Below are 19,025 nucleotides of genomic sequence, written 5' to 3'. Positions count from 1 at the left end.
AGCCAACGCCCTACCGAGGAGGAACGACAGCGTGACCTACGTCATCGCGCAGCCTTGTGTCGACGTCAAGGACAAGGCCTGCATCGAAGAGTGCCCCGTCGACTGCATCTACGAGGGCCAGCGGTCCTTGTACATCCACCCGGACGAGTGCGTCGACTGTGGAGCCTGCGAGCCGGTCTGCCCGGTGGAAGCGATCTTCTACGAGGACGACACCCCGGACGAGTGGAAGGACTACTACAAGGCGAACGTCGAGTTCTTCGACGACCTCGGTTCGCCGGGTGGTGCCTCCAAGCTCGGCCTGATCGAGCGCGACCACGCGTTCATCGCCGCGCTGCCGCCGCAGAACCAGTAACAGCGCCCCGGCACGTGCGCCGCCCCGGTCCCGTACGGCTCGCCGCCGTGCGGGACCGCGGTGTTTCCCGCCCCGCCGGGCCGCCCGCGTGAACTCCGTACGAGAAAGCAGAGAGCCGTGTCCGCAGTCTCCTCCCGCCTCCCGGTCTTCCCCTGGGACAAGCTGGCGCCCTACAAGTCGACGGCCGCGGCCCACCCGGACGGGATCGTGGACCTGTCCGTCGGCACCCCCGTCGACCCGGTGCCCGAGCTGATCCGGGAGGCGCTCGTCGCGGCGGCGGACAGCCCCGGCTATCCGACGGTGTGGGGGACCGCCGCGCTGCGGGACGCGCTCACCGGCTGGGTGGAGCGGCGGCTCGGCGCGGTCTCGGTCGCCCACGAGAACGTGCTGCCCGTCGTCGGCTCCAAGGAGCTGGTGGCCTGGCTGCCGACCCAGCTCGGTCTGGGCCCCGGCGACAAGGTCGCCTACCCGCGCCTGGCCTACCCGACGTACGAGGTCGGCGCCCGGCTCTGCGGCGCCGAGCCGGTGGTCTACGACGACCCGACCGAGCTCGACCCGGCCGGCCTGAAGCTGCTCTGGCTCAACTCCCCGTCCAACCCGACCGGCCGCGTCCTCGCCGAGGAGGAGCTGGTCCGCATCGTCGCCTGGGCCCGCGAGCACGGCGTGCTGGTCTTCAGCGACGAGTGCTACCTGGAGCTGGGCTGGGAAGCGGAGCCGGTCTCGGTGCTCCACCCCGACGTCTGCGGCGGTACCTACGAGGGCATCGTCGCCGTCCACTCGCTGTCCAAGCGGTCCAACCTCGCGGGCTACCGCGCCGCGTTCATCGCGGGCGACGCGGCCGTGCTGAGCGAGCTGCTGCTGATCCGCAAGCACGGCGGCATGATGACGCCCGCGCCCGTCCAGGCCGCGACCGTCGCCGCGCTCGGCGACGACACGCACGTGGCGGAACAGCGCACCCGGTACGCGGACCGGCGCGCCGCCCTCCGCGCCGCCCTGGAGGCCCACGGCTTCCGCATCGAGCACAGCGAGGCGAGCCTGTACCTCTGGGCCACCCGCGACGAACCCTGCTGGGACACCGTGGCGTACCTGGCGGAGCGGGGCATCCTGGTCGCGCCCGGCGACTTCTACGGACCGGCCGGCGACCGCTTCGTCCGAGTGGCGTTCACGGCCACGGACGAACGCGTGGCGGCGGCGGTCAAGCGCCTCGGCTGACCACCGGCGTACGTGAGGGCCCCCGGGAGCACGCGCTCCCGGGGGCCCTCACGCGTGGGTGGCGTCAGCCCAGCGGCAGGCCCTGGGTGAGCGCGTCGGTGGGCAGGCCGCCCTTGGCGGCATCGGAGACGGTGCCGGTGGCCCCGCCCTTGGTGGCGCCGGAGACCTTCTTCGCGGCGGGGGCGGCCTTGCCGCCGACGTCGGTGAGCGTCTTGCCCGCCACCGGCAGCGCGGTGCCGACGAGCTTGCCGCCGGTCTCGCTCGCGGCGCCCGAGGCCGGCTTGGCGGCGCCTTCGACCGTCTTGCCGAGACCGGAGCCCTCGACGCTGGTGAGTCCGCCGAGGTCCGGGGCCTGCGTGAGCTCCGCGGCACCCGCGGCACCGGCCGCACCGACCACGGGGGCCGCACCCGCCGCGATCAGCAGCGCGGTACGGGCGATCCGACGGGTCAGGGGGAGGGACATGATGCTCCTTCGACGGGAGGGGAATTCGGGCTGTCCGTGAGCCGGACGCCCTGACAACCGTCGTGGGGGCGGGTGAGGTTGCGGTGCGGTGACGTAAAGACTGAGCAATGCGTCGGATAATCCTCAGCGGAGGAACCCGGGCAAACGGTGCGTTGTGCGGTGGGCCGGTGAACCGTCACTGCCCTTGCGCGGCAAGGGCTGCGGGAGTTGTCGGCGCGGTCGCCGAGCTGCCGCCCGCAGGGCGCCCGGGGCGCACGACGGTACCCCCGTACGGGCGATGACCCGCACACGTGGGCGGTCACCCCGAAGCGCCCTCAGCGCACGAGGCGGAGCCGTACCTGATCCGCGTCCGACGCCTCGCGCCGCGACGCCTCGCGCTCCGTGCGCCAGCCCGAGCCGGCCGCCCAGACCCGGCCCCCGTACGCGACCTCGTCGATGCCCAGCGCCTCGGACTCGGCCACCGCCCAGTGCGCCAGCTCCCAGCCGCGCTGCGGTACGCCGTCCCGGTCGGCGCGGCGGTCCGCCCGCACCGGGACCGTGAGCGTGCCCGAGGAAGAGGGGCCCGCCGTGCCGGTGCCGCCCGGCAGCACGCCCTTGCCGAAGGCGCTCACCAGGGCCGCCCGCACCTTCGCCGCGTCGCCCGTCCCGGCGGTGGTCCGCGGCGGCTCGCAGTCCAGCGCGGCCGGAGTGCGGCCGGTCAGCGCGGCGGCCAGCAGCGCCGCGTCCGGCTCGTGCTTCGCGTACGCCTGCGGGAAACCGCTGCGCTGGACGCGCTGCGCGGCCTCGGTCAGCGGCAGCCGCGAATAGCCCGGCACCTCGGCCAGGTGCTGGTAGAACTTCCCGGCCGCGTACACCGGGTCCATGATCTGCTTCGCGGTGCCCCAGCCCTGCGAGGGGCGCTGCTGGAACAGCCCGAGCGAGTCCCGGTCGCCGTGGTCGAGGTTGTGCAGCGCGGACTCCTGCAACGCCGTGGCCAGCGCGATGGTGACCGCGCGCTCCGGCATCCCGCGCCGGGTGCCGACGGCGGAGATCGTCGCCGCGTTCGCCGCCTGCTCGGGCGTCAGCCGGTACGAACCGTCCGCCGACCGCACCGTGCACTGGTCGGACCCGCGCCCGCCCGACACGTACTGGACCGTCAGATAACCGGCCACCGCCGCGAGCACGCCGAAGGCCGCCACGACCCGCAGCCGGCGGCTGCGGCCGGGGCGCCGGGGGGCAGCGGAGTCGGTCCTGGTCACGGGGCCACCGTACGCGAGGGACTAGGCTCCTATCCATGGCCGAAAGCATGCTTGACCTCACCCTGGACGGGCCCGCCCTCACCGCCGCGCTGGTGGACTTCCCCTCGGTCAGCGGGGAGGAGAAGGACCTCGCCGACGCCATCGAGACGGCGCTGCGCGCACTGCCGCACCTGAGCGTCGAGCGGTACGGGAACAACGTCGTGGCCAGGACGGATCTCGGCCGTTCCGAACGCGTCATCCTGGCCGGCCACATCGACACCGTGCCGATCGCCGACAACGTGCCCTCGCGGCTCGACGCGGACGGCCTCCTCTGGGGTTGCGGCACCTCCGACATGAAGTCCGGAGTCGCCGTCCAGCTGCGCATCGCCGCCACCGTGCCCGAGCCGAACCGCGACCTCACCTTCGTCTTCTACGACCAGGAGGAGGTCGCCGCCCACCTCAACGGCCTCGGCCGCATCGCCGACGCCCACCCGGACTGGCTGCAGGGCGACTTCGCCATCCTGCTGGAGGGCTCGAACGGCGAGGTCGAGGGCGGCTGCCAGGGCACCCTGCGGGTCTTCCTCCACCTGGAGGGCGAGCGGGCGCACTCCGCGCGCAGCTGGATGGGGTCCAACGCCATCCACGCCGCCGCCCCGGTCCTCGCCCGCCTCGCCGCGTACGAGCCCCGGCGGCCGGTGATCGACGGCCTGGAATACCACGAGGGCCTGAACGCCGTACGCATCGAGGGCGGCGTCGCCAACAACGTCATCCCCGACGCCTGCACGGTCGTCGTCAACTACCGCTACGCCCCCGACCTCGGCCAGGAGGAGGCCCTGGCCCACGTCCGCGAGGTCTTCGCGGACTGCGGCGTCGCGGAGTTCACGGTGGACGACCACTCCGGCGCGGCCATGCCCGGCCTCTCCCACCCGGCGGCCAAGGCGTTCATGGACGCGGTCGGCGGCGTCGCCCGGCCCAAGTTCGGCTGGACGGACGTGGCCCGCTTCGGCCCCCTAGGCGTCCCCGCGGTCAACTACGGCCCCGGCGACCCGGTCCTCGCCCACAAGCGCGACGAGCACGTCAAGGTGGAGCGCATCACCCACTGCGAGGACCGCCTGCGCTCCTGGCTCACCGCCTGACCCACGACCTGACCTCCCGGATTCCCCTGTCCGTAACCCGTGGCGATCTACGCTGGCGGGAGACGGAGGCGTCGCAGGGCGCCCCCGACGTCGGCGGAGGGAGCAGATCATGGGCAACCGCGAGGACGCGCGCATTCCCGAGGGTGCGGAGATCCCCGAGGGCGCGGTACGGCCCGAGGAACAGCGCCTCGGCCCGGTACTGCGCCGCAGGGACCAGGTGCAGCCCGGCACGACGGATCAGCGGCTGCTGGACTCCGAGGACGACTCCGAGTGGGTGCACACCGACCCGTGGCGGGTGATGCGCATCCAGTCGGAGTTCGTCGAGGGCTTCGGCGCGCTCGCCGAACTGCCGAGCGCCATCAGCGTCTTCGGCTCGGCCCGCACGCCCGCAGGTGCGCCGGAATACGAGGCGGGCGTACGGATCGGCAGGGCGCTGGTCGACGCGGGCTTCGCGGTCATCACCGGGGGCGGGCCGGGCGCGATGGAGGCGGCGAACCGGGGGGCGCGCGAGGCGAGCGGCATCTCGGTCGGCCTCGGCATCGAGCTGCCCTTCGAGTCCGGGCTGAACCCGCACGTCGACATCGGCGTCAACTTCCGCTACTTCTTCGTCCGCAAGACGATGTTCGTCAAGTACGCCCAGGGCTTCGTCGTCCTGCCCGGCGGCCTGGGCACCCTGGACGAGCTCTTCGAGGCCCTGACCCTGGTGCAGACGGGCAAGGTCACCCGCTTCCCGATCGTCCTCTTCGGCACGGCCTACTGGGGCGGCCTGGTGGACTGGCTCCGCGACACGGTGGTGGCCCAGGGCAAGGCGTCGGAGAAGGACCTCCTGCTGTTCCACGTCACGGACGACGTGGACGAGGCGGTGGCGCTGGTGACGAAGGAAGTGGGGCGCTGAGCGTCGCGGGGCCCGGGCCATGCGGGGGAGCTGCCCCCGTACCCCCGCTCCTCAATCGCCGGAGGGGCTTGGTTCTCTACGCCAGCCCCCTCCGCGCGACCGCCGGCGCCCGCCACCCCGCGATGGACGCCACCATGTCCAGGACATCCCGCGTCTCGGCCACCTCATGCACCCGGTACACCCGCGCCCCCAACCACGCGGACACCGCCGTCGTCGCCAGCGTCCCCAGCAGCCGCTCCTTCACCGGCCGGTCCAGCGTCTCGCCCACGAAGTCCTTGTTGGAGAGCGAGACCAGCACCGGCCACCCCGTCTCCGCCATCTCGCCGAGCCGGCGCGTCGCCTCCAGCGAGTGCCGGGTGTTCTTCCCGAAGTCGTGACCGGGGTCGATCATGATGCCGTCGGGCCGGACCCCCAGGGAGACGGCCCGCTCGGCCAGTCCCACGGTCACCCCCAGGATGTCGGCCATCACGTCCTCGTACCCCACCCGGTGCGGCCGGGTCCGCGGCTCCGCCCCGCCGGCGTGCGTGCACACGAGCCCCGCCCCGTACCGCGCGGCGACCTCCGCGAGCTTCGGGTCCACCCCGCCCCACGCGTCGTTCAGCAGATCCGCCCCCGCCTCGCAGACCGCCTCGCCGACCTCGTGGCGCCAGGTGTCGACGCTGATGACCACGTCCGGGTGGAGGCGGCGCACCTCCGCGACGAACCCGACCGTGCGGCGGACCTCCTCCTCGGCGGTGACCTCCTCGCCGGGACCGGCCTTGACGCCCCCGATGTCGATGATCGCCGCGCCGTCGGCCACGGCCCGCTCGACCCGGGCGAGGGCCGGCTCGTCCTGGAAGGTGGCGCCCCGGTCGTAGAAGGAGTCCGGGGTGCGGTTCACGATCGCCATGACCACCTGCTCGTGCGCCCCGAATTCACGCCGCCCCAGCCGGAGCACACCGCTTGCCATCCGTGTCCCTTCCTGTGAATCCGCCGGCGGAACGACCACCGCGGGCCAACAGCCGACACTAACCTCCGGTACCGCATGGCACGATCGGACCCGGACGAATTCCGCTCCCGGGGAGATACGCGTGTTCTTGTTCTTGCTGCTGGCGATGGTGGTGGTGGTTGCCGCGGTCACCCTCGCGGTGGTCGGTGGAGGCAGAAGCGCCGTTCTGCAGGACGTGGCGCCCGAACAGCTGACGGACCCGCTGCCCGCGTCGCGCCCGGTCGGCCGCGCGGACGTCGAGGCGCTGCGGCTGCCCGTCGGCCTCCGCGGCTACCGGATGCCGGACGTGGACGACGCGCTCGGCCGGCTCGGCGCCGAACTCGCCGAGCGGGACGCGCGGATCGCCGAGCTGGAGTCGGCGCTGGCCGGCGCGCAGGCGACCCGGACGGGCGGCCCCGACCTCCTCAAGGGAGCACAGGACCAGCCGCCCCGCCCCTGGCAGCCGCCCGAGACCGCCGAACCGGCGGACGAGCGGCCGGACCGCGACGAGGAGCCCGGCCGATGACCGGCGGAGCCGTGGCGGCGGCGGACGGCGGACTGCGCTGCCCCTGGGGCCTGTCCACCGAGGACTACCTCTGGTACCACGACACGGAGTGGGGCCGCCCGGTGCACGGCGACGACGCGCTGTTCGAGCGGCTGTGCCTGGAGGCGTTCCAGTCGGGTCTCTCCTGGCTGACGATCCTGCGCCGCCGCGAGGGATTCCGCAGCGCGTTCGCCGGCTTCAGCATCCCGGCGGTCGCGGAGTTCACGGAGGCCGACCGGGAGCGGCTGCTCGCCGACGAGGGCATCATCCGCAACCGCGCGAAGGTCGACGCGACCATGGCCAACGCCCGGGTGCTGGCCGGCTGGGGCACCGGCGAACTGGACGAGCTGATCTGGTCGTACGCCCCCGACCCGCTGAGCCGCCCCGCCCCGAAGACCCTCGGGGACGTACCGGCGGTCACCCCCGAGTCCACCGCCCTGGCCAAGGAGCTGAAGAAACGGGGGCTGCGGTTCATCGGACCGACCACCGCCTACGCCCTGATGCAGGCGTGCGGCCTGGTGGACGACCACCTCGCCGACTGCGTCTCCCGCCCCACCCCGGCGTGACCCCCGGGGGCCGCCGGCCTACCGCCCCAGGTACTTCGGCTTCTCCTTCGCGAGGAACGCCCGCACCGCGATCCCGTGGTCCTCGGACCCGCCCGCCTTCGTCTGGAGCTCGTCCTCCTTCTCCAGGGCCTCGGCCAGGGTGTGACCGGCACCGAAGGCGAGCGACTCCTTGATCGCCGCGTAGGCGACGGTCGGCCCGTCGGCCAGGGCACGGGCCACGGCGGCCGCCTCGGCGGCCAGCTCGGCGGCCGGCACCAGCTTGTTGACGATCCCCAGCTCGTGGGCGTCCTGCGCGGAGAGGGAGCGCGGGAAGAGCAGCAGGTCGGCGGCGCGGCTCTGGCCGATGAGCCGGGGCAGCGTCCAGGAGACGCCCGAGTCGGCGGTGAGGGCGACCCCGGCGAACGAGGTGTTGAAGGAGGCGGTGTCGGCGGCCACCCGGTAATCGCAGGCGAGCGCGAAGCCGAAGCCCGCGCCGGCGGCGGCGCCGTTGATCCCGGCCACGACCGGCTTCGGCATCTCGGTGAGCGCCCGCACGATGGGGTTGTAGTGCTCCCGCACGGTGCTGAGCGCGTTGCCCTCGCCCGCCGCCTCGGTCTCGGCGAGCTTGGACAGGTGCTCCTTGAGGTCCTGCCCGACGCAGAAGGCGCGTTCCCCGGCCGCGGTGAGCAGCACCGCCCGCACGCCGGTGTCGGCGGCGGCGGACCGCAGGGCGTCGCGGAGGGCGACCTTGGCGGCGGTGTCCATGGCGTTCATCGCGCCGGGGCGGTTGATCGTGATGGTCGCGAGCCCGTCGCTGATGCCGTACCGCACCACGTCGTTGTGATCGGCCATGAGAGAGGTCCCCTTTGTGTGTCGTCCACCTGCGTTTCCACGCAAGCATGGCCGACTTCGCCGGAGGCGGACATGTGACCTGCGTCAAACATTTCCGCGCCGCTGAGGGGCCCAGGGGGCCGGAGTATCCCAGTGAGGTCCCCGAATTGGGTGGTTTTGAGTGAGCGCGTTGCCCAAGAGATGCGGAGCGATGTTGGTCATCGGGGTCGGTGATGCGGGATAATGGCGTGGAAGCACTGTGTTCGATGCCGGTGAGGCAGCGCCTGTCATGGGGCCGCCGGTTGCGATGAGCTGGTTTCAGGAAGGGGAACGAGCATGGCGGCCATGAAGCCGCGGACGGGCGACGGCCCGCTCGAGGTGACAAAGGAGGGGCGGGGCATCGTCATGCGAGTTCCGCTCGAAGGCGGCGGTCGGCTTGTCGTGGAGCTGACGCCGGACGAGGCCGATGCCCTCGGCGACGCCCTCAAGCAGGTCGTCGGCTGAGCAGACGCTCATCACTTCACCGCTGCCCCGGCATGGTTCCCGTGCCGGGGCAGCGGTGCGTCCGGAGCCGGTACGGTCCGGGGGCGGGCGCGGGCGCGCCTCAGCCGCGCCGGACCGCGCAGAGCAGACCGTCGCCCACCGGCAGCAGCGTCGCCATCAGCTCCTGGCTCTCGCGGACCGCGCGCAGCAGCTCCCGCACGCGCAGCACCTCCGTGGGCTGGGCGGCCGAGTCGACCGTACGGCCGTCCGCGAAGACGCCCTCGAAGCAGACGAGCCCTCCGGGGCGCAGCAGGCGCAACGATTCAGCGAGGCAGTCCAGGCTCTCCATCCGGTCGCCGTCGCAGAACACGAGGTCGTAGCCGCCGTCCGCGAGGCGGGGGAGCACATCCAGGGCGCGCCCGGGGATGAAGCGGGACCGGTTGGCCGCGAAGCCCGCGGCGCGGAACGCCTCCCGGGCGAACTGCTGGCGCTCGGGCTCCGGGTCGACCGTGGTCAGCACCCCGTCCGGCCGCATCCCGTGCAGCAGGTAGATGCCGGACACGCCGGTGCCGGTACCGATTTCCGCCACGGCCTTGGCGTCCGTGGTGGCAGCGAGCAGGCGCAGGGCGGCCCCGGTGCCTGGCGAGACCGAGCGGAGCCCTGCCTCGCGGGCCCGGTCCCGGGCCCAGCGCAGTGCTTCGTCCTCGGCGACAAAGGCGTCGGCGAACGCCCAGCTCGTCTGCCGGTTGGCGGTAATGACCCTCTCCTGTCCCCTTAGTTGGCGCAACGGTGACTGTATCCGCTGGACCCGGGAACCCGCAGATGGGACCGGGCGTTGTCCAAAGGTGGGGAGAAGCCCGGGAACGAGGCCCGCCGTCGGGTCCGTGGCACGGGTGGGCTTCCGGGGGACATCCCCGGCCCCAGCTGGAAAAAGGCTTATCCGGAGCTAACGGGCGAGGTGGTTATGGTAGGGGCTCCACTGGACACCACCAGAGCCGATAGGGGAGGTGCGGCTGCGCCTGTGGATCGGGGAGGAGTGCTGCGGCGCTTTCTCAGGTCGGCGGGTGAGCCGAAATCCGTGACCGACATTGCTGACCGTTCTTCCACAGACTCCGCACCGACCGCGACCTTCGCCTCCGATGCGGAATCCCAGGCGTGGACCCCGCCCACATGGGAAGAGATCGTCAGCACGCACAGCGGCCGCGTCTACCGCCTCGCCTACCGGCTGACGGGAAACCAGCACGACGCGGAGGACCTCACGCAGGAGGTCTTCGTCCGTGTCTTCCGTTCGCTGTCGACCTACACGCCCGGCACCTTCGAGGGCTGGCTGCACCGCATCACGACCAATCTCTTCCTGGACATGGTCCGCCGCAAGCAGCGCATCCGCTTCGACTCCCTCGGGGACGACGCCGCCGAGCGGCTGCCCAGCCGTGAGCCGTCGCCCCAGCAGGTCTTCAACGACACCCACTTCGACGCAGACGTCCAGCAGGCGCTGGACACCCTCGCGCCCGAATTCCGGGCCGCCGTCGTCCTCTGCGACATCGAGGGCCTTTCGTACGAGGAGATCGCGGCGACGCTCGGCGTGAAGCTGGGCACCGTGCGCAGCCGCATCCACCGAGGGCGCTCCCACCTGCGCAAGGCGCTGCGGCACCGCTCGCCCGAGGCGCGCGCCGAGCAGCGCTCGCTCGCGGGCGCCGGTGTCCTCCTGGCCGGGGAGGGCGGCACGGCGTGAGTGGTACAGAGCCGACCCCTGCGGAACAACACCTGGGGGACCGCCTCGCCGCGCTCGTCGACGGCGAGCTGAAACACGACGCCCGCGACCGGGTGCTCGCCCATCTCGCGACCTGCGCCAAGTGCGCGGCCGAGGCGGCCGCCCAGCGCCGCCTGAAGAACGTGTTCGCACAGGCCGCCCCTCCCTCGCCCTCCGAAGGCTTCCTGGCCCGCCTCCAAGGGCTTCCGGGCGGGCCGCCCGGGGGTGACGACGACCGGCAGGGAAGACCCGAGGGCGCCTCCGGGCGGTTCGGTGACGGACTCTTCCCGGGCACGCGCCCACCGGGTGGCCGGGCGGATCTCACCACCGCCCCCGGCCCCCTGGACGGCTTCGGCTACCTCCCCGCGGCCCACGGGGGCGCCACGGCGCTGCCCACGGCCGGTACGGGCTTCCGTATCCACGAGGTGGGGCGCGAGGGCGACCGCTCTCCGTGGCGGGGCCGCAGATTCGCCTTCGCCGCCGCCAGCGCCGTCTCGCTGGCGGCCATCGCGCTCGGCGGTGCCCTTCCGACGACCACCGGCGAGACCCCGACGCGTGCCTCCGGCCCGGGTAACAGCGTGGTCCCGGCCGGCGCCGACGCCCGGACCGGCGGCGCCGTCCTGTCCGGCCGGCGGACCGGGCCGGGCCAGAGCACGCGCTCCGCGTCCGGCCAGGCGGGCCGCTCGGTCTCCCTCGCGGTGAACACCGTGTCGGCGGGGTTCGCCGTCCCGTCGCTGCTGGGCTCCGGCCGCCTCTCCGGCAATCCGTACGGGCTGGGCCTCCGCTCTGACACGTCCGCGATACGCCCCGGCGGGGCCGGCTCGTTCATGGGCCGCACCCTCGGCGGCGGGTTCGATCCCGTCCCGCCCGCCCCCGCCCCGCAGCCCTCCCTGCCGCCGACCTCCGCCGCCGCGAAACCGGCTTCGGCCGACCACGGACTGCCCCTCTCGCCCCGCCGCTGAGCCCGCACCCCGTACGGGCTGCGCACCCCCGGCCCAAACCTGGTTGAATTCCGGCAGGATTTTCGGGAGGGACGCGCCCCTGCGGGGGCGTGCGGAGGGCCGGTTGCGGCAGTTGCGGGGAGAACATGGACGACGGGAAGCCGACCGAGCCCAGGGCGAAGTGGTGGAGCCGGCCCACACCGGGGAGCACGGCGCACCCGGAGCCTCCCGTCGAGGACGCGGTGCCGGCCCCGCGGGCCCCTGCCGAGGCCGAGGCCCCGGTGGCCGAGGCCCCGGTGGCCGAGGCCCCGGAGGCCGCCGCGCCGGCTGAGCCCCCGGCGTCCCCCGACACCGCCCCCCGTGCCGGGCAGCCGCTGCACGAGCCCGACCCGTATGGCACCCCGCCCTACGGCGGGCCCGGCCCGTGGGCGCCCGCTCCTCCCGTACAGCGCCCGACACCCGCGCACGGCACCCCCGTGCCCCCGCCGTACGCGGGGACGAACGGCGCGGGGATACCGAGCGCCGAGGAGGCCGCGTTCCAGCAGCAGCCGGCCGCCCACCCGCCGGCCCCGCAGTGGCAGAGCTACGACCCGTGGGGCGCGCCCCGGCAGCCCCTCGTCACCCAGCCGGGGCCCCCGCTCCCCGACGGCCGGCGGAAGAACCGGCGCGGCGCGCTGCTGATCGGCGCGCTGCTCCTCGCCCTGGTCGCGGGCGGCATCGGCGGCGGCATAGGCGCGTACATAGAACGCAACGGCGGCCTCACCAGCATCGAACTGCCCCAGGACGAGCGGGACGGCGGCGGCCGCGCCCCGGACAGCGTGGCCGGCATCGCGGCCAGCGCCCTGCCCAGCGTGGTCACCCTGCACGTCAGCGGCGCCACCGAGTCCGGCACCGGCACCGGGTTCGTCCTCGACGACCGGGGCCACATCCTCACCAACAACCACGTGGTCGCCCCGGCCGGTTCGGCCGGTGAGATCACCGTCACGTTCAGCGGGGGCGAGACCGCGACCGCCGAGGTCGTCGGCAAGGACAGCGGCTACGACCTGGCCGTGGTGAAGGTCAGCGGCGTCTCCGGGCTGAAGCCGCTCCCGCTGGGCAACTCCGACAACGTCCAGGTGGGCGACCCGGTGGTGGCCATCGGCGCACCGTTCGACCTGTCCAACACCGTCACCTCCGGCATCATCAGCGCCAAGGACCGGCCGATCACCGCGGGCGGCGAGAAGGGCGACGGCAGCGACGTCAGCTACGTCAACGCGCTCCAGACCGACGCCCCGATCAACCCGGGCAACTCCGGCGGCCCGCTGGTCGACACCGACGCCCATGTCATCGGCATCAACAGCGCCATCCGCGCCGCCGACAGCGGCTCGGCCGGCGAGGGCGGCCAGGCCGGGTCCATCGGGCTCGGTTTCGCCATCCCGATCAACCAGGGCAAGCTCGTCGCCGAGCAGCTGATCAACACCGGCAAGGCGACGCACCCGGTGATCGGCGTCACGCTCGACATGAAGTACAACGGTGACGGGGCCAAGGTCGGCGGGAGCACCCAGGGCTCCTCGCCCGTCACGGCGGGCGGCCCGGCCGACAAGGCCGGCATCGAGGCGGACGACGTCATCACCGAGGTGGACGGGAAGCGGGTGCACAGCGGCGAGGAGCTCATCGTCAAGATCCGCTCGCACCGGCCGGGGGACCGGCTGGAGCTGACCGTGTCCCGCGGCGGTAAAGACCTGTCCATAACTTTGACGCTCGGCTCGGCAACCGGCACGTGACCGCCACGGGAAGCTACCGTCCGGACAGATTCGCCGGGTACCGTGTTGGATGTCCGGACCTCATCCGAGCTTGGTCGCGGAGAATACGAGGAGCCGCAAGGTGTTCAACGACATAGGTGCACTCGAGCTGCTGACGCTCGCGATTCTCGGCGTGCTCGTCTTCGGCCCGGACAAACTGCCCAAGGTCATCCAGGACGTCTCCCGCTTCATCCGCAAGATCCGTGAGTTCTCGGAGAGCGCCAAGGAGGACATCCGCACGGAGCTGGGCCCGGAGTTCAAGGACTTCGAGTTCGAGGACCTCAACCCCAAGACCTTCGTCCGCAAGCAGCTCATGGACGGCAACGACGACCTGGGGCTGAAGGAGATCCGCGAGAGCTTCGACCTGCGCAAGGAGATCACCGAGGTCACCGACGCGGTGAACGGGCGCGGCACCGCGTCCGTCGAGGCGAAGACCGGCGTGTCGGGCGGTGCCTCGGTCACGGCCGCGAACGGCTCGAAGGGCGCTCCGGACCTGCTCAAGAAGGGCGAGCAGCCGCCGAAGGACACCCCGCCGCCGTTCGACGCGGACGCCACCTGAGGGCTGCCGATCCCGGGTCGTCCGGACGGTGTCGCTATTCTCCATCTGTCCGGTGGTGAGGACGCCCGCGGGGGCGGGCCGCTCCGGACCCTGAGGATCGAGGAGGCGGGCCGGGCTGATGGAGACGACGAGTCGGGTGGGCGCACAGGACGCGCCGGACACGGTGGAGGCGGTCCCGGCGGCCCGGCTCTTGGTGGTCGACGGCTATCTGAAGGCCCCGTTCCCCTGGTACGCGCTGGACGAGGCGTTCACCGGTCCGCGCCGGCTGATGCCGCTGGGCACGGCCGCCGACGGCGAGGTGCAGCACGGTTCCATCGGACACGGCGACGAGCCGCTGGTCCGGGGCGACTCGGGCGCCGACAAGCAGCGGTTCGCGGTCGTGGTGACCGTCGCCAGCAGCCCCGTACGGCGCAGTGGTGACGGCACCGGGGTCCTGGAGGCGACGACGGTGTCCTCGGCGGCCTGGCTGGCCGGCTCCGGGCTGTTGTCCTGCACCTGGCCGCCGCAGCTCAACCACACCCTGCGCGACGACTGGCTGGACCAGCAGACGGAGACCGCGTTCGAGCTCGCCGACGATCTGGCGGGCCCCGCCTGGTCGGCGCTCTCCCTGCCGGTCGACGGCGTCCCGGTCCCCTTCCACTACCGCGAGTCCGAGTTCGGCTGGGTGCTGGCCGGCTCCGCGCCCGGCGGGGTGCACATCGGCGCCTACGGGCGCGGGATGAGCGCGTACGGACTGGGCTTCTCGGTGGTCAAGGACATCGAGGCGTACGCGTAACGCCTGCGACGACGAAAGGCCGGGACCCGTGGGGCCCGGCCTTTCGTCGTGTCCGTAGGCGTGTCAGAACTTGTTGCGCGGGGTGATGCCCAGCGACATGCCGGACAGGCCGCGCTGACGGCCGCTCAGCTTGCCCGCGATCGTGCGCAGCGCCTTGCCGGCCGGGGAGTCCGGGTCGGAGAGCACGACGGGCTTGCCCTCGTCGCCGCCCTCGCGCAGCCGGACGTCGATCGGGATCGCGCCCAGCACCGGCACCTCGGCGCCGATCGTCTTCGTCAGCCCCTCGGAGACCTTGGCGCCGCCGCCCGAGCCGAAGACGTCGACCATCTCGTCGCAGTGCGGGCACGGCATGCCGGACATGTTCTCGACGACGCCGACGATCTTCTGGTGGGTCTGCACGGCGATCGAACCGGCCCGCTCCGCCACCTCGGCGGCGGCCTGCTGCGGGGTGGTGACGACCAGGATCTCCGCGTTCGGCACGAGCTGGGCGACGGAGATCGCGATGTCACCGGTGCCCGGCGGCAGGTCGAGCAGCAGGACGTCCAGGTCACCCCAGAAGACGTCGGCCAGGAACTGCTGGAGCGCGCGGTGCAGCATCGGGCCGCGCCACACCACCGGGGCGTTGCCCGGGGTGAACATGCCGATGGAGATGACCTTCACGCCGTGCGAGGACGGCGGCATGATCATGTTCTCGACCTGGGTCGGACTGCCGTCCACGCCGAGCATCCGGGGCACGCTGTGACCGTAGATGTCCGCGTCCACGACGCCGACCTTGAGCCCGTCCGCCGCCATCGCCGCGGCCAGGTTCACCGTCACCGAGGACTTGCCGACGCCGCCCTTGCCGGAGGCGACCGCGTACACCCGGGTCAGCGAGCCGGGCTTCGCGAACGGCACCTCGCGCTCCGCCGTACCGCCGCGCAGCGAGGCGGCCAGGTCCTTGCGCTGCTCGTCGCTCATCACGTCGAGGGTGACGTCGACCCGCGAGACGCCCTCGACACCGGCGACCGCGTCGGTCACGTTCCGGGTGATCGTCTCGCGCATCGGACAGCCGGAGACGGTGAGGTACACCGTGACAGCGACCACACCGTCAGGATCGATGTCGACCGATTTCACCATGCCCAGCTCGGTGATCGGGCGGTGGATCTCGGGGTCGTTCACTGTCGCCAGTGCCTCAAGCACCGCGTCTTCCGTAGCCATACGGACGATGGTACGGCGCCTTCCCGTACGCGCGGGTAGCCCCGTCAGCGGTCTTCGTCACTCTCGGCGGAGAACAGCGCCCGGCGGTCGTCCAGGTCCTTCACCAGGTCCTCCAGCTCGGAGCGGATCCAGTCCCGGGTGGCGACCTCGCCGAGGCCCATCCGCAGCGCCGCGATCTCCCTGGTCAGGTACTCGGTGTCGGCGATGGAGCGCTCGTTCTGCTTCCGGTCCTGCTCGTGCGTGACCCGGTCCCGGTCGTCCTGCCTGTTCTGCGCGAGCAGGATCAGCGGAGCCGCGTACGACGCCTGGAGCGAGAGCATCAGGGTCAGGAAGATGAACGGGTACTCGTCGAACCTCAGGTGCGGGGGCGCGAAGATGTTCCACGCCACCCACACGATGATGATCAGCGTCATCCAGACGATGAACCGGCCGGTCCCCAGGAAGCGCGCGATGCGTTCCGAGAACCGGCCGAACGCCTCCGGGTCGTACTCCGGCAGCAGCCGGCGGCGCGGGGCCTTCGGCTGGTCGAGCCGGTTCCGCGGCGTACGGGTCAGCGCCGTCGAGCCGTTCGACGCGCGGGCGCGGTCGTCACCGGTCACCGAGCACCCCCTCGCGGCCGTGGAAGTCCGTCTCCCGCCAGTCGTCGGGCAGCAGGTGGTCCAGCACGTCGTCCACGGTCACCGCGCCCAGCAGCGAACCGCTCTCGTCCACCACCGGCACCGACACCAGGTTGTACGCCGCCAGATAGCTGGTCACCACCGACAGCGGGGTGTCCGGCGGCAGCGGCACCAGATCGCTGTCCAGGAGCGAGCTGACCAGGGTGAACGGCGGGTCCCGCAGCAGCCGCTGGAAGTGCACCGTGCCCAGGTACTTGCCCGTCGGCGTCTCGTCCGGCGACCGGCACACGTACACCTGTGCGGCGAGCGCCGGTGACAGGTCCGCCTGGCGCACCCGGGCGAGCGCGTCGGCGACCGTGGCGTCCGGGCGCAGGATGACCGGCTCCGTGGTCATCAGGCCGCCCGCGGTGCGCTCCTCGTACGACATCAGCCGCCGTACGTCCGCCGCGTCGCCCGGGCGCATCAGCGTCAGCAGCCGCTCCTTGTCCTCCTCGGGCAGCTCGGAGAGCAGGTCGGCCGCGTCGTCCGGGTCCATCGCCTCCAGGACGTCCGCCGCGCGCTCCTCCTGGAGCTTGCCGATGATCTCCACCTGGTCGTCCTCGGGCAGCTCCTCCAGGACGTCGGCGAGCCGGTCGTCGTCCAGCGCCGCCGCGACCTCCGCCCGGCGCTTCGGCGTCAGGTGGTGCAGCGCGTTGGCGACGTCGGCGGGGCGCAGCTTCTCGAAGGTGGCCACCAGGGACTCGGCGCCCTGCCCGTGCTCCTCCAGCGAGAAGCCCTTCACCGCCGACCACTCGACGGTCAGCGTCTCGCCCTTGCGGCGCAGCGCCCCGCCCCGGCCCTTGCGGACGAAGTACTTGTCGATCTCCCAGTCCCGGCGGGCGGGCAGCTGCTGGATGGCCACGTCCAGGATGGTGACCTCCTCGTCCGTCTCCACCAGGCGCACCCGGCGGTCGAGGAACTCGCCGAGCACCAGGCGCTCGGTGGGCCGCTGCTCGAAGCGCCGCATGTTGACCACGCCGGTGGTGATCACCTGCCCCGACTCCACGCCCGTCACCCGGGTCATCGGCAGGAAGATCCGCCGCCGGCTCACCACCTCGACCACCATGCCGAGCAGCCGGGGCGGACGGCCGCCGACGCGGAGCATCGCGACCAGGTCGCGGACGCGTCCCACCTGGTCGCCGTTGGGATCGAAGACCGGCACACCGGACAGGTGCGAGACGAACACCCGGGGCGTCACCGGTGTCATCCCGCACCTCCTCGCTTCGCCACCGGACAGCCTCCGGCGCCCGCTTCCGACAGTTATTGCACTGTTATGACGTGATCAGGCTAGCCCGTACGGTCGTGGACCGCCCCGGCTGGCCGTCCGTACGGCTCCGGGTCCGATGGCGTAGGCCACCCGGGTACGCTGCCGTCTGCCACCCCCCACCATGGATACGAGAGGCAGTGCGCCTGTGACCTCTTCCGCCCCGGCCGTACGGACCCGCCGCCGGAACGCATCCCTCGCCGTCGCGCTCTGCGCGGGGCTGACCGCGGTGCTGACCGCGTGCGGGGGCGAGGACCCGGACGAGGGGACCAACGGCGTCGGCAAGCTCTCCGCGCCGGAGATCGAGAAGAAGGCGCGCGCCGCGGCGGACTCCGCCGACGCGGTGCGGCTCGCCGGGACACTGGTCAGCAAGGGCGGCACGTACACGATCGACATGCGGCTCAAGAACAAGGGCGGCGCGGGCTCGGTCACCTCGAAGAACAGCACGTTCACACTGCTGCGGATCGGTGACGAGCTCTATCTCAAGGCCGACGCCGGCTTCTGGAGCCACGACGACGAGGGCAAGGCGGACACCGGCGAGGGCGGCGCGGCGGCGGCCGACAAGCTGGAGGGCAAGTACGTCAAGGTCCCCGAGGGCGACCCCACGTACAAGCAGCTCAGCGGCTTCACCGACAAGAAGATGCTGCTCGACGGGATGCTCACGCTGCACGGCAAGCTCACCAAGGGCGACCGCGACAAGGTGGCCGGGGTGCGCACGGTGCGGATCATGGGCGGCGAGGGCGCGGGCGGCGCGCTCGACGTGGCGCTGGAGGGCAAGCCGTACCCGCTGCGCTTCGCCCGGGGCGGCGGCGGAGGCGTGATCACGCTCGCCGACTGGGGCAAGGACTTCACGCTGAAGGCCCCCGCGAAGGACGAGACCGTCGACTACGGCAAGCAGCTCCCGAAGACGTCGTCCTGAGGCCCCGCGCTACGTGCGCAGTGAGCGCTTCAGCAGGCGCGGCAGGCCCGCCGGGACCGGCAGCCGGGTCGTCGCCGTCGTCGGCAGCGGCGCGGCCGCCCCGGAGGTGTCGGGCAGCTCGGTGCGCGCGTCGAGCGGCGTGAGCCGGACGACCCGGCACTCGCGGGCCCAGCGCTCCACCATCTGTTCCGCGTCCGGTGCGTTCAGCCGCTTGCCCTTCAACTCGGCCACGGCTGACTCCCACTCCTCGGAGCGCGGCGCGAGCACGGTGACCGAGGCGGACCAAGCGACGACGCGGCCGCCCTTGTCCTTGCTGCGGACGGTCACCTCGGCGGTGGCGCCCTCGGTGAGCCCGGCCGGGAGCGGCTGCTCGCCGGGGCCGTCGCCGACGAGGTGGGCGGCGCCCTCGTGCCACACGTGCCACAGCGCCCGCGCCGCTCCGGTACCGCGCACCCAGACGAGGCCCGACTTCTTCGTGGCCTCCTCGACGAGGGCCGTCCCGAGCAGCGTGTCAGCAGCAGTCATGGGGGAGAGCTTA

General features: G+C 72.7%; 22 protein-coding genes. 13 read left to right on the top strand and 9 right to left on the bottom strand.

The genetic code is table 11. The features are described 5' to 3' along the window. The first annotated feature begins 31 nt into the window (after nt 1-31). Complete coding sequence (fdxA, locus tag ACFUJY_RS07595; protein ID WP_018105475.1) at nt 32-352, top strand: ferredoxin; 321 nt, start codon at nt 32-34, stop codon at nt 350-352. A 117-nt stretch (nt 353-469) separates the two neighbouring features. After that, nucleotides 470-1,564, top strand: a complete 1,095-nt coding sequence (gene dapC, locus ACFUJY_RS07590; RefSeq protein ID WP_383295918.1) for a succinyldiaminopimelate transaminase — start codon at nt 470-472, stop codon at nt 1,562-1,564. Between the two features lie 64 nt (nt 1,565-1,628). Here the strand turns inward: dapC and ACFUJY_RS07585 are convergent, their stop codons facing one another. Together ACFUJY_RS07585 and ACFUJY_RS07580 are read right to left on the bottom strand one after the other, a co-directional pair. Continuing rightward, the gene (locus ACFUJY_RS07585) at nt 1,629-2,027 is read right to left on the bottom strand and encodes an ATP-binding protein (RefSeq protein WP_383295915.1); all 399 of its coding nucleotides are present in this window, start codon (nt 2,025-2,027) and stop codon (nt 1,629-1,631) included. Between the two features lie 314 nt (nt 2,028-2,341). After that, a complete protein-coding gene (locus ACFUJY_RS07580) occupies nt 2,342-3,265 on the bottom strand; it encodes a hypothetical protein (RefSeq protein ID WP_383295912.1) in 924 nt (307 codons plus the stop codon). A gap of 35 nt (nt 3,266-3,300) precedes the next feature. Here ACFUJY_RS07580 and dapE point away from each other — a divergent pair, with 35 nt between their 5' ends. Further along, nucleotides 3,301-4,380: a succinyl-diaminopimelate desuccinylase gene (gene dapE, locus ACFUJY_RS07575; protein WP_383295909.1), complete on the top strand. Its 1,080-nt coding sequence runs from the start codon at nt 3,301-3,303 to the stop codon at nt 4,378-4,380. A gap of 109 nt (nt 4,381-4,489) precedes the next feature. After that, entirely contained in the window at nt 4,490-5,275 is a 786-nt protein-coding gene (locus tag ACFUJY_RS07570) for a TIGR00730 family Rossman fold protein (RefSeq protein ID WP_361031807.1), read from the top strand. A 76-nt stretch (nt 5,276-5,351) separates the two neighbouring features. Here the strand turns inward: ACFUJY_RS07570 and folP are convergent, their stop codons facing one another. Further along, nucleotides 5,352-6,212, bottom strand: a complete 861-nt coding sequence (gene folP, locus ACFUJY_RS07565; RefSeq protein ID WP_383296475.1) for a dihydropteroate synthase — start codon at nt 6,210-6,212, stop codon at nt 5,352-5,354. Nucleotides 6,213-6,345: 133 nt separating this feature from the next. Between folP and ACFUJY_RS07560 the strand changes: the two genes are divergently transcribed. Both ACFUJY_RS07560 and ACFUJY_RS07555 read left to right on the top strand, forming a co-directional pair. Continuing rightward, nucleotides 6,346-6,768, top strand: coding sequence for a hypothetical protein (locus ACFUJY_RS07560; protein ID WP_383295906.1), 423 nt, complete (start codon nt 6,346-6,348; stop codon nt 6,766-6,768). Continuing rightward, nucleotides 6,765-7,352 (top strand): DNA-3-methyladenine glycosylase I, encoded by a 588-nt coding sequence (locus ACFUJY_RS07555; protein ID WP_018105483.1) that lies wholly within the window; start codon nt 6,765-6,767, stop codon nt 7,350-7,352. Before ACFUJY_RS07560 ends, ACFUJY_RS07555 begins: the two co-directional genes overlap by 4 nt. Nucleotides 7,353-7,370: 18 nt before the next feature. On the opposite strand, the gene ACFUJY_RS07550 is transcribed toward ACFUJY_RS07555, so the two are convergent. After that, the gene (locus tag ACFUJY_RS07550; RefSeq protein ID WP_383295903.1) at nt 7,371-8,183 is read right to left on the bottom strand and encodes an enoyl-CoA hydratase/isomerase family protein; all 813 of its coding nucleotides are present in this window, start codon (nt 8,181-8,183) and stop codon (nt 7,371-7,373) included. Nucleotides 8,184-8,498: 315 nt separating this feature from the next. Between ACFUJY_RS07550 and ACFUJY_RS07545 the strand changes: the two genes are divergently transcribed. Beyond that, nucleotides 8,499-8,666: a DUF3117 domain-containing protein gene (locus tag ACFUJY_RS07545; protein WP_018105485.1), complete on the top strand. Its 168-nt coding sequence runs from the start codon at nt 8,499-8,501 to the stop codon at nt 8,664-8,666. Nucleotides 8,667-8,766: 100 nt separating this feature from the next. Here ACFUJY_RS07545 and ACFUJY_RS07540 read toward each other — a convergent pair whose 3' ends face one another. Further along, nucleotides 8,767-9,432, bottom strand: coding sequence for an O-methyltransferase (locus ACFUJY_RS07540; protein WP_383295901.1), 666 nt, complete (start codon nt 9,430-9,432; stop codon nt 8,767-8,769). Between the two features lie 177 nt (nt 9,433-9,609). Here ACFUJY_RS07540 and sigE point away from each other — a divergent pair, with 177 nt between their 5' ends. The 5 genes from sigE (at nt 9,610) to ACFUJY_RS07515 (ending at nt 14,451) form a co-directional block, all read left to right on the top strand. Beyond that, nucleotides 9,610-10,377 carry an RNA polymerase sigma factor SigE gene (gene sigE, locus ACFUJY_RS07535; protein WP_383295898.1) on the top strand — a complete coding sequence of 256 codons (768 nt, stop codon included), beginning with the start codon at nt 9,610-9,612 and terminating at the stop codon, nt 10,375-10,377. Beyond that, nucleotides 10,374-11,357, top strand: coding sequence for a zf-HC2 domain-containing protein (locus ACFUJY_RS07530; RefSeq protein ID WP_383295896.1), 984 nt, complete (start codon nt 10,374-10,376; stop codon nt 11,355-11,357). The genes sigE and ACFUJY_RS07530 overlap by 4 nt, the downstream gene beginning before the upstream one ends. A gap of 125 nt (nt 11,358-11,482) precedes the next feature. Continuing rightward, nucleotides 11,483-13,099 (top strand): trypsin-like peptidase domain-containing protein, encoded by a 1,617-nt coding sequence (locus ACFUJY_RS07525; protein WP_383295893.1) that lies wholly within the window; start codon nt 11,483-11,485, stop codon nt 13,097-13,099. 100 nt (nt 13,100-13,199) lie between these two features. Beyond that, nucleotides 13,200-13,676, top strand: coding sequence for a sec-independent translocase (locus ACFUJY_RS07520; protein ID WP_383295890.1), 477 nt, complete (start codon nt 13,200-13,202; stop codon nt 13,674-13,676). 118 nt (nt 13,677-13,794) lie between these two features. Then, a complete protein-coding gene (locus tag ACFUJY_RS07515) occupies nt 13,795-14,451 on the top strand; it encodes a hypothetical protein (protein WP_383295888.1) in 657 nt (218 codons plus the stop codon). A 63-nt stretch (nt 14,452-14,514) separates the two neighbouring features. On the opposite strand, the gene ACFUJY_RS07510 is transcribed toward ACFUJY_RS07515, so the two are convergent. The 3 genes from ACFUJY_RS07510 to ACFUJY_RS07500 are packed head-to-tail and all read right to left on the bottom strand — an operon-like array spanning nt 14,515 to nt 17,511. Next, the gene (locus ACFUJY_RS07510) at nt 14,515-15,648 is read right to left on the bottom strand and encodes an Mrp/NBP35 family ATP-binding protein (RefSeq protein WP_383295885.1); all 1,134 of its coding nucleotides are present in this window, start codon (nt 15,646-15,648) and stop codon (nt 14,515-14,517) included. Nucleotides 15,649-15,692: 44 nt separating this feature from the next. Further along, the gene (locus ACFUJY_RS07505) at nt 15,693-16,247 is read right to left on the bottom strand and encodes a DUF1003 domain-containing protein (RefSeq protein ID WP_383295882.1); all 555 of its coding nucleotides are present in this window, start codon (nt 16,245-16,247) and stop codon (nt 15,693-15,695) included. Next, nucleotides 16,237-17,511, bottom strand: a complete 1,275-nt coding sequence (locus ACFUJY_RS07500; RefSeq protein WP_383295879.1) for a magnesium transporter MgtE N-terminal domain-containing protein — start codon at nt 17,509-17,511, stop codon at nt 16,237-16,239. Before ACFUJY_RS07500 ends, ACFUJY_RS07505 begins: the two co-directional genes overlap by 11 nt. Nucleotides 17,512-17,716: 205 nt before the next feature. Between ACFUJY_RS07500 and ACFUJY_RS07495 the strand changes: the two genes are divergently transcribed. Then, nucleotides 17,717-18,487, top strand: a complete 771-nt coding sequence (locus tag ACFUJY_RS07495) for a hypothetical protein (protein ID WP_383295877.1) — start codon at nt 17,717-17,719, stop codon at nt 18,485-18,487. Nucleotides 18,488-18,496: 9 nt separating this feature from the next. On the opposite strand, the gene ACFUJY_RS07490 is transcribed toward ACFUJY_RS07495, so the two are convergent. Continuing rightward, nucleotides 18,497-19,012: a hypothetical protein gene (locus ACFUJY_RS07490; protein ID WP_383295875.1), complete on the bottom strand. Its 516-nt coding sequence runs from the start codon at nt 19,010-19,012 to the stop codon at nt 18,497-18,499. Nucleotides 19,013-19,025 lie beyond the last annotated feature (13 nt).

Origin of the sequence: Streptomyces sp. NPDC057249, from assembly GCF_042669245.1 — a bacterium.
Classification (GTDB): domain Bacteria; phylum Actinomycetota; class Actinomycetes; order Streptomycetales; family Streptomycetaceae; genus Streptomyces.
Note: the sequence above shows the minus strand (reverse complement) of the source record. Positions and strands in the feature narration are given on the sequence as shown.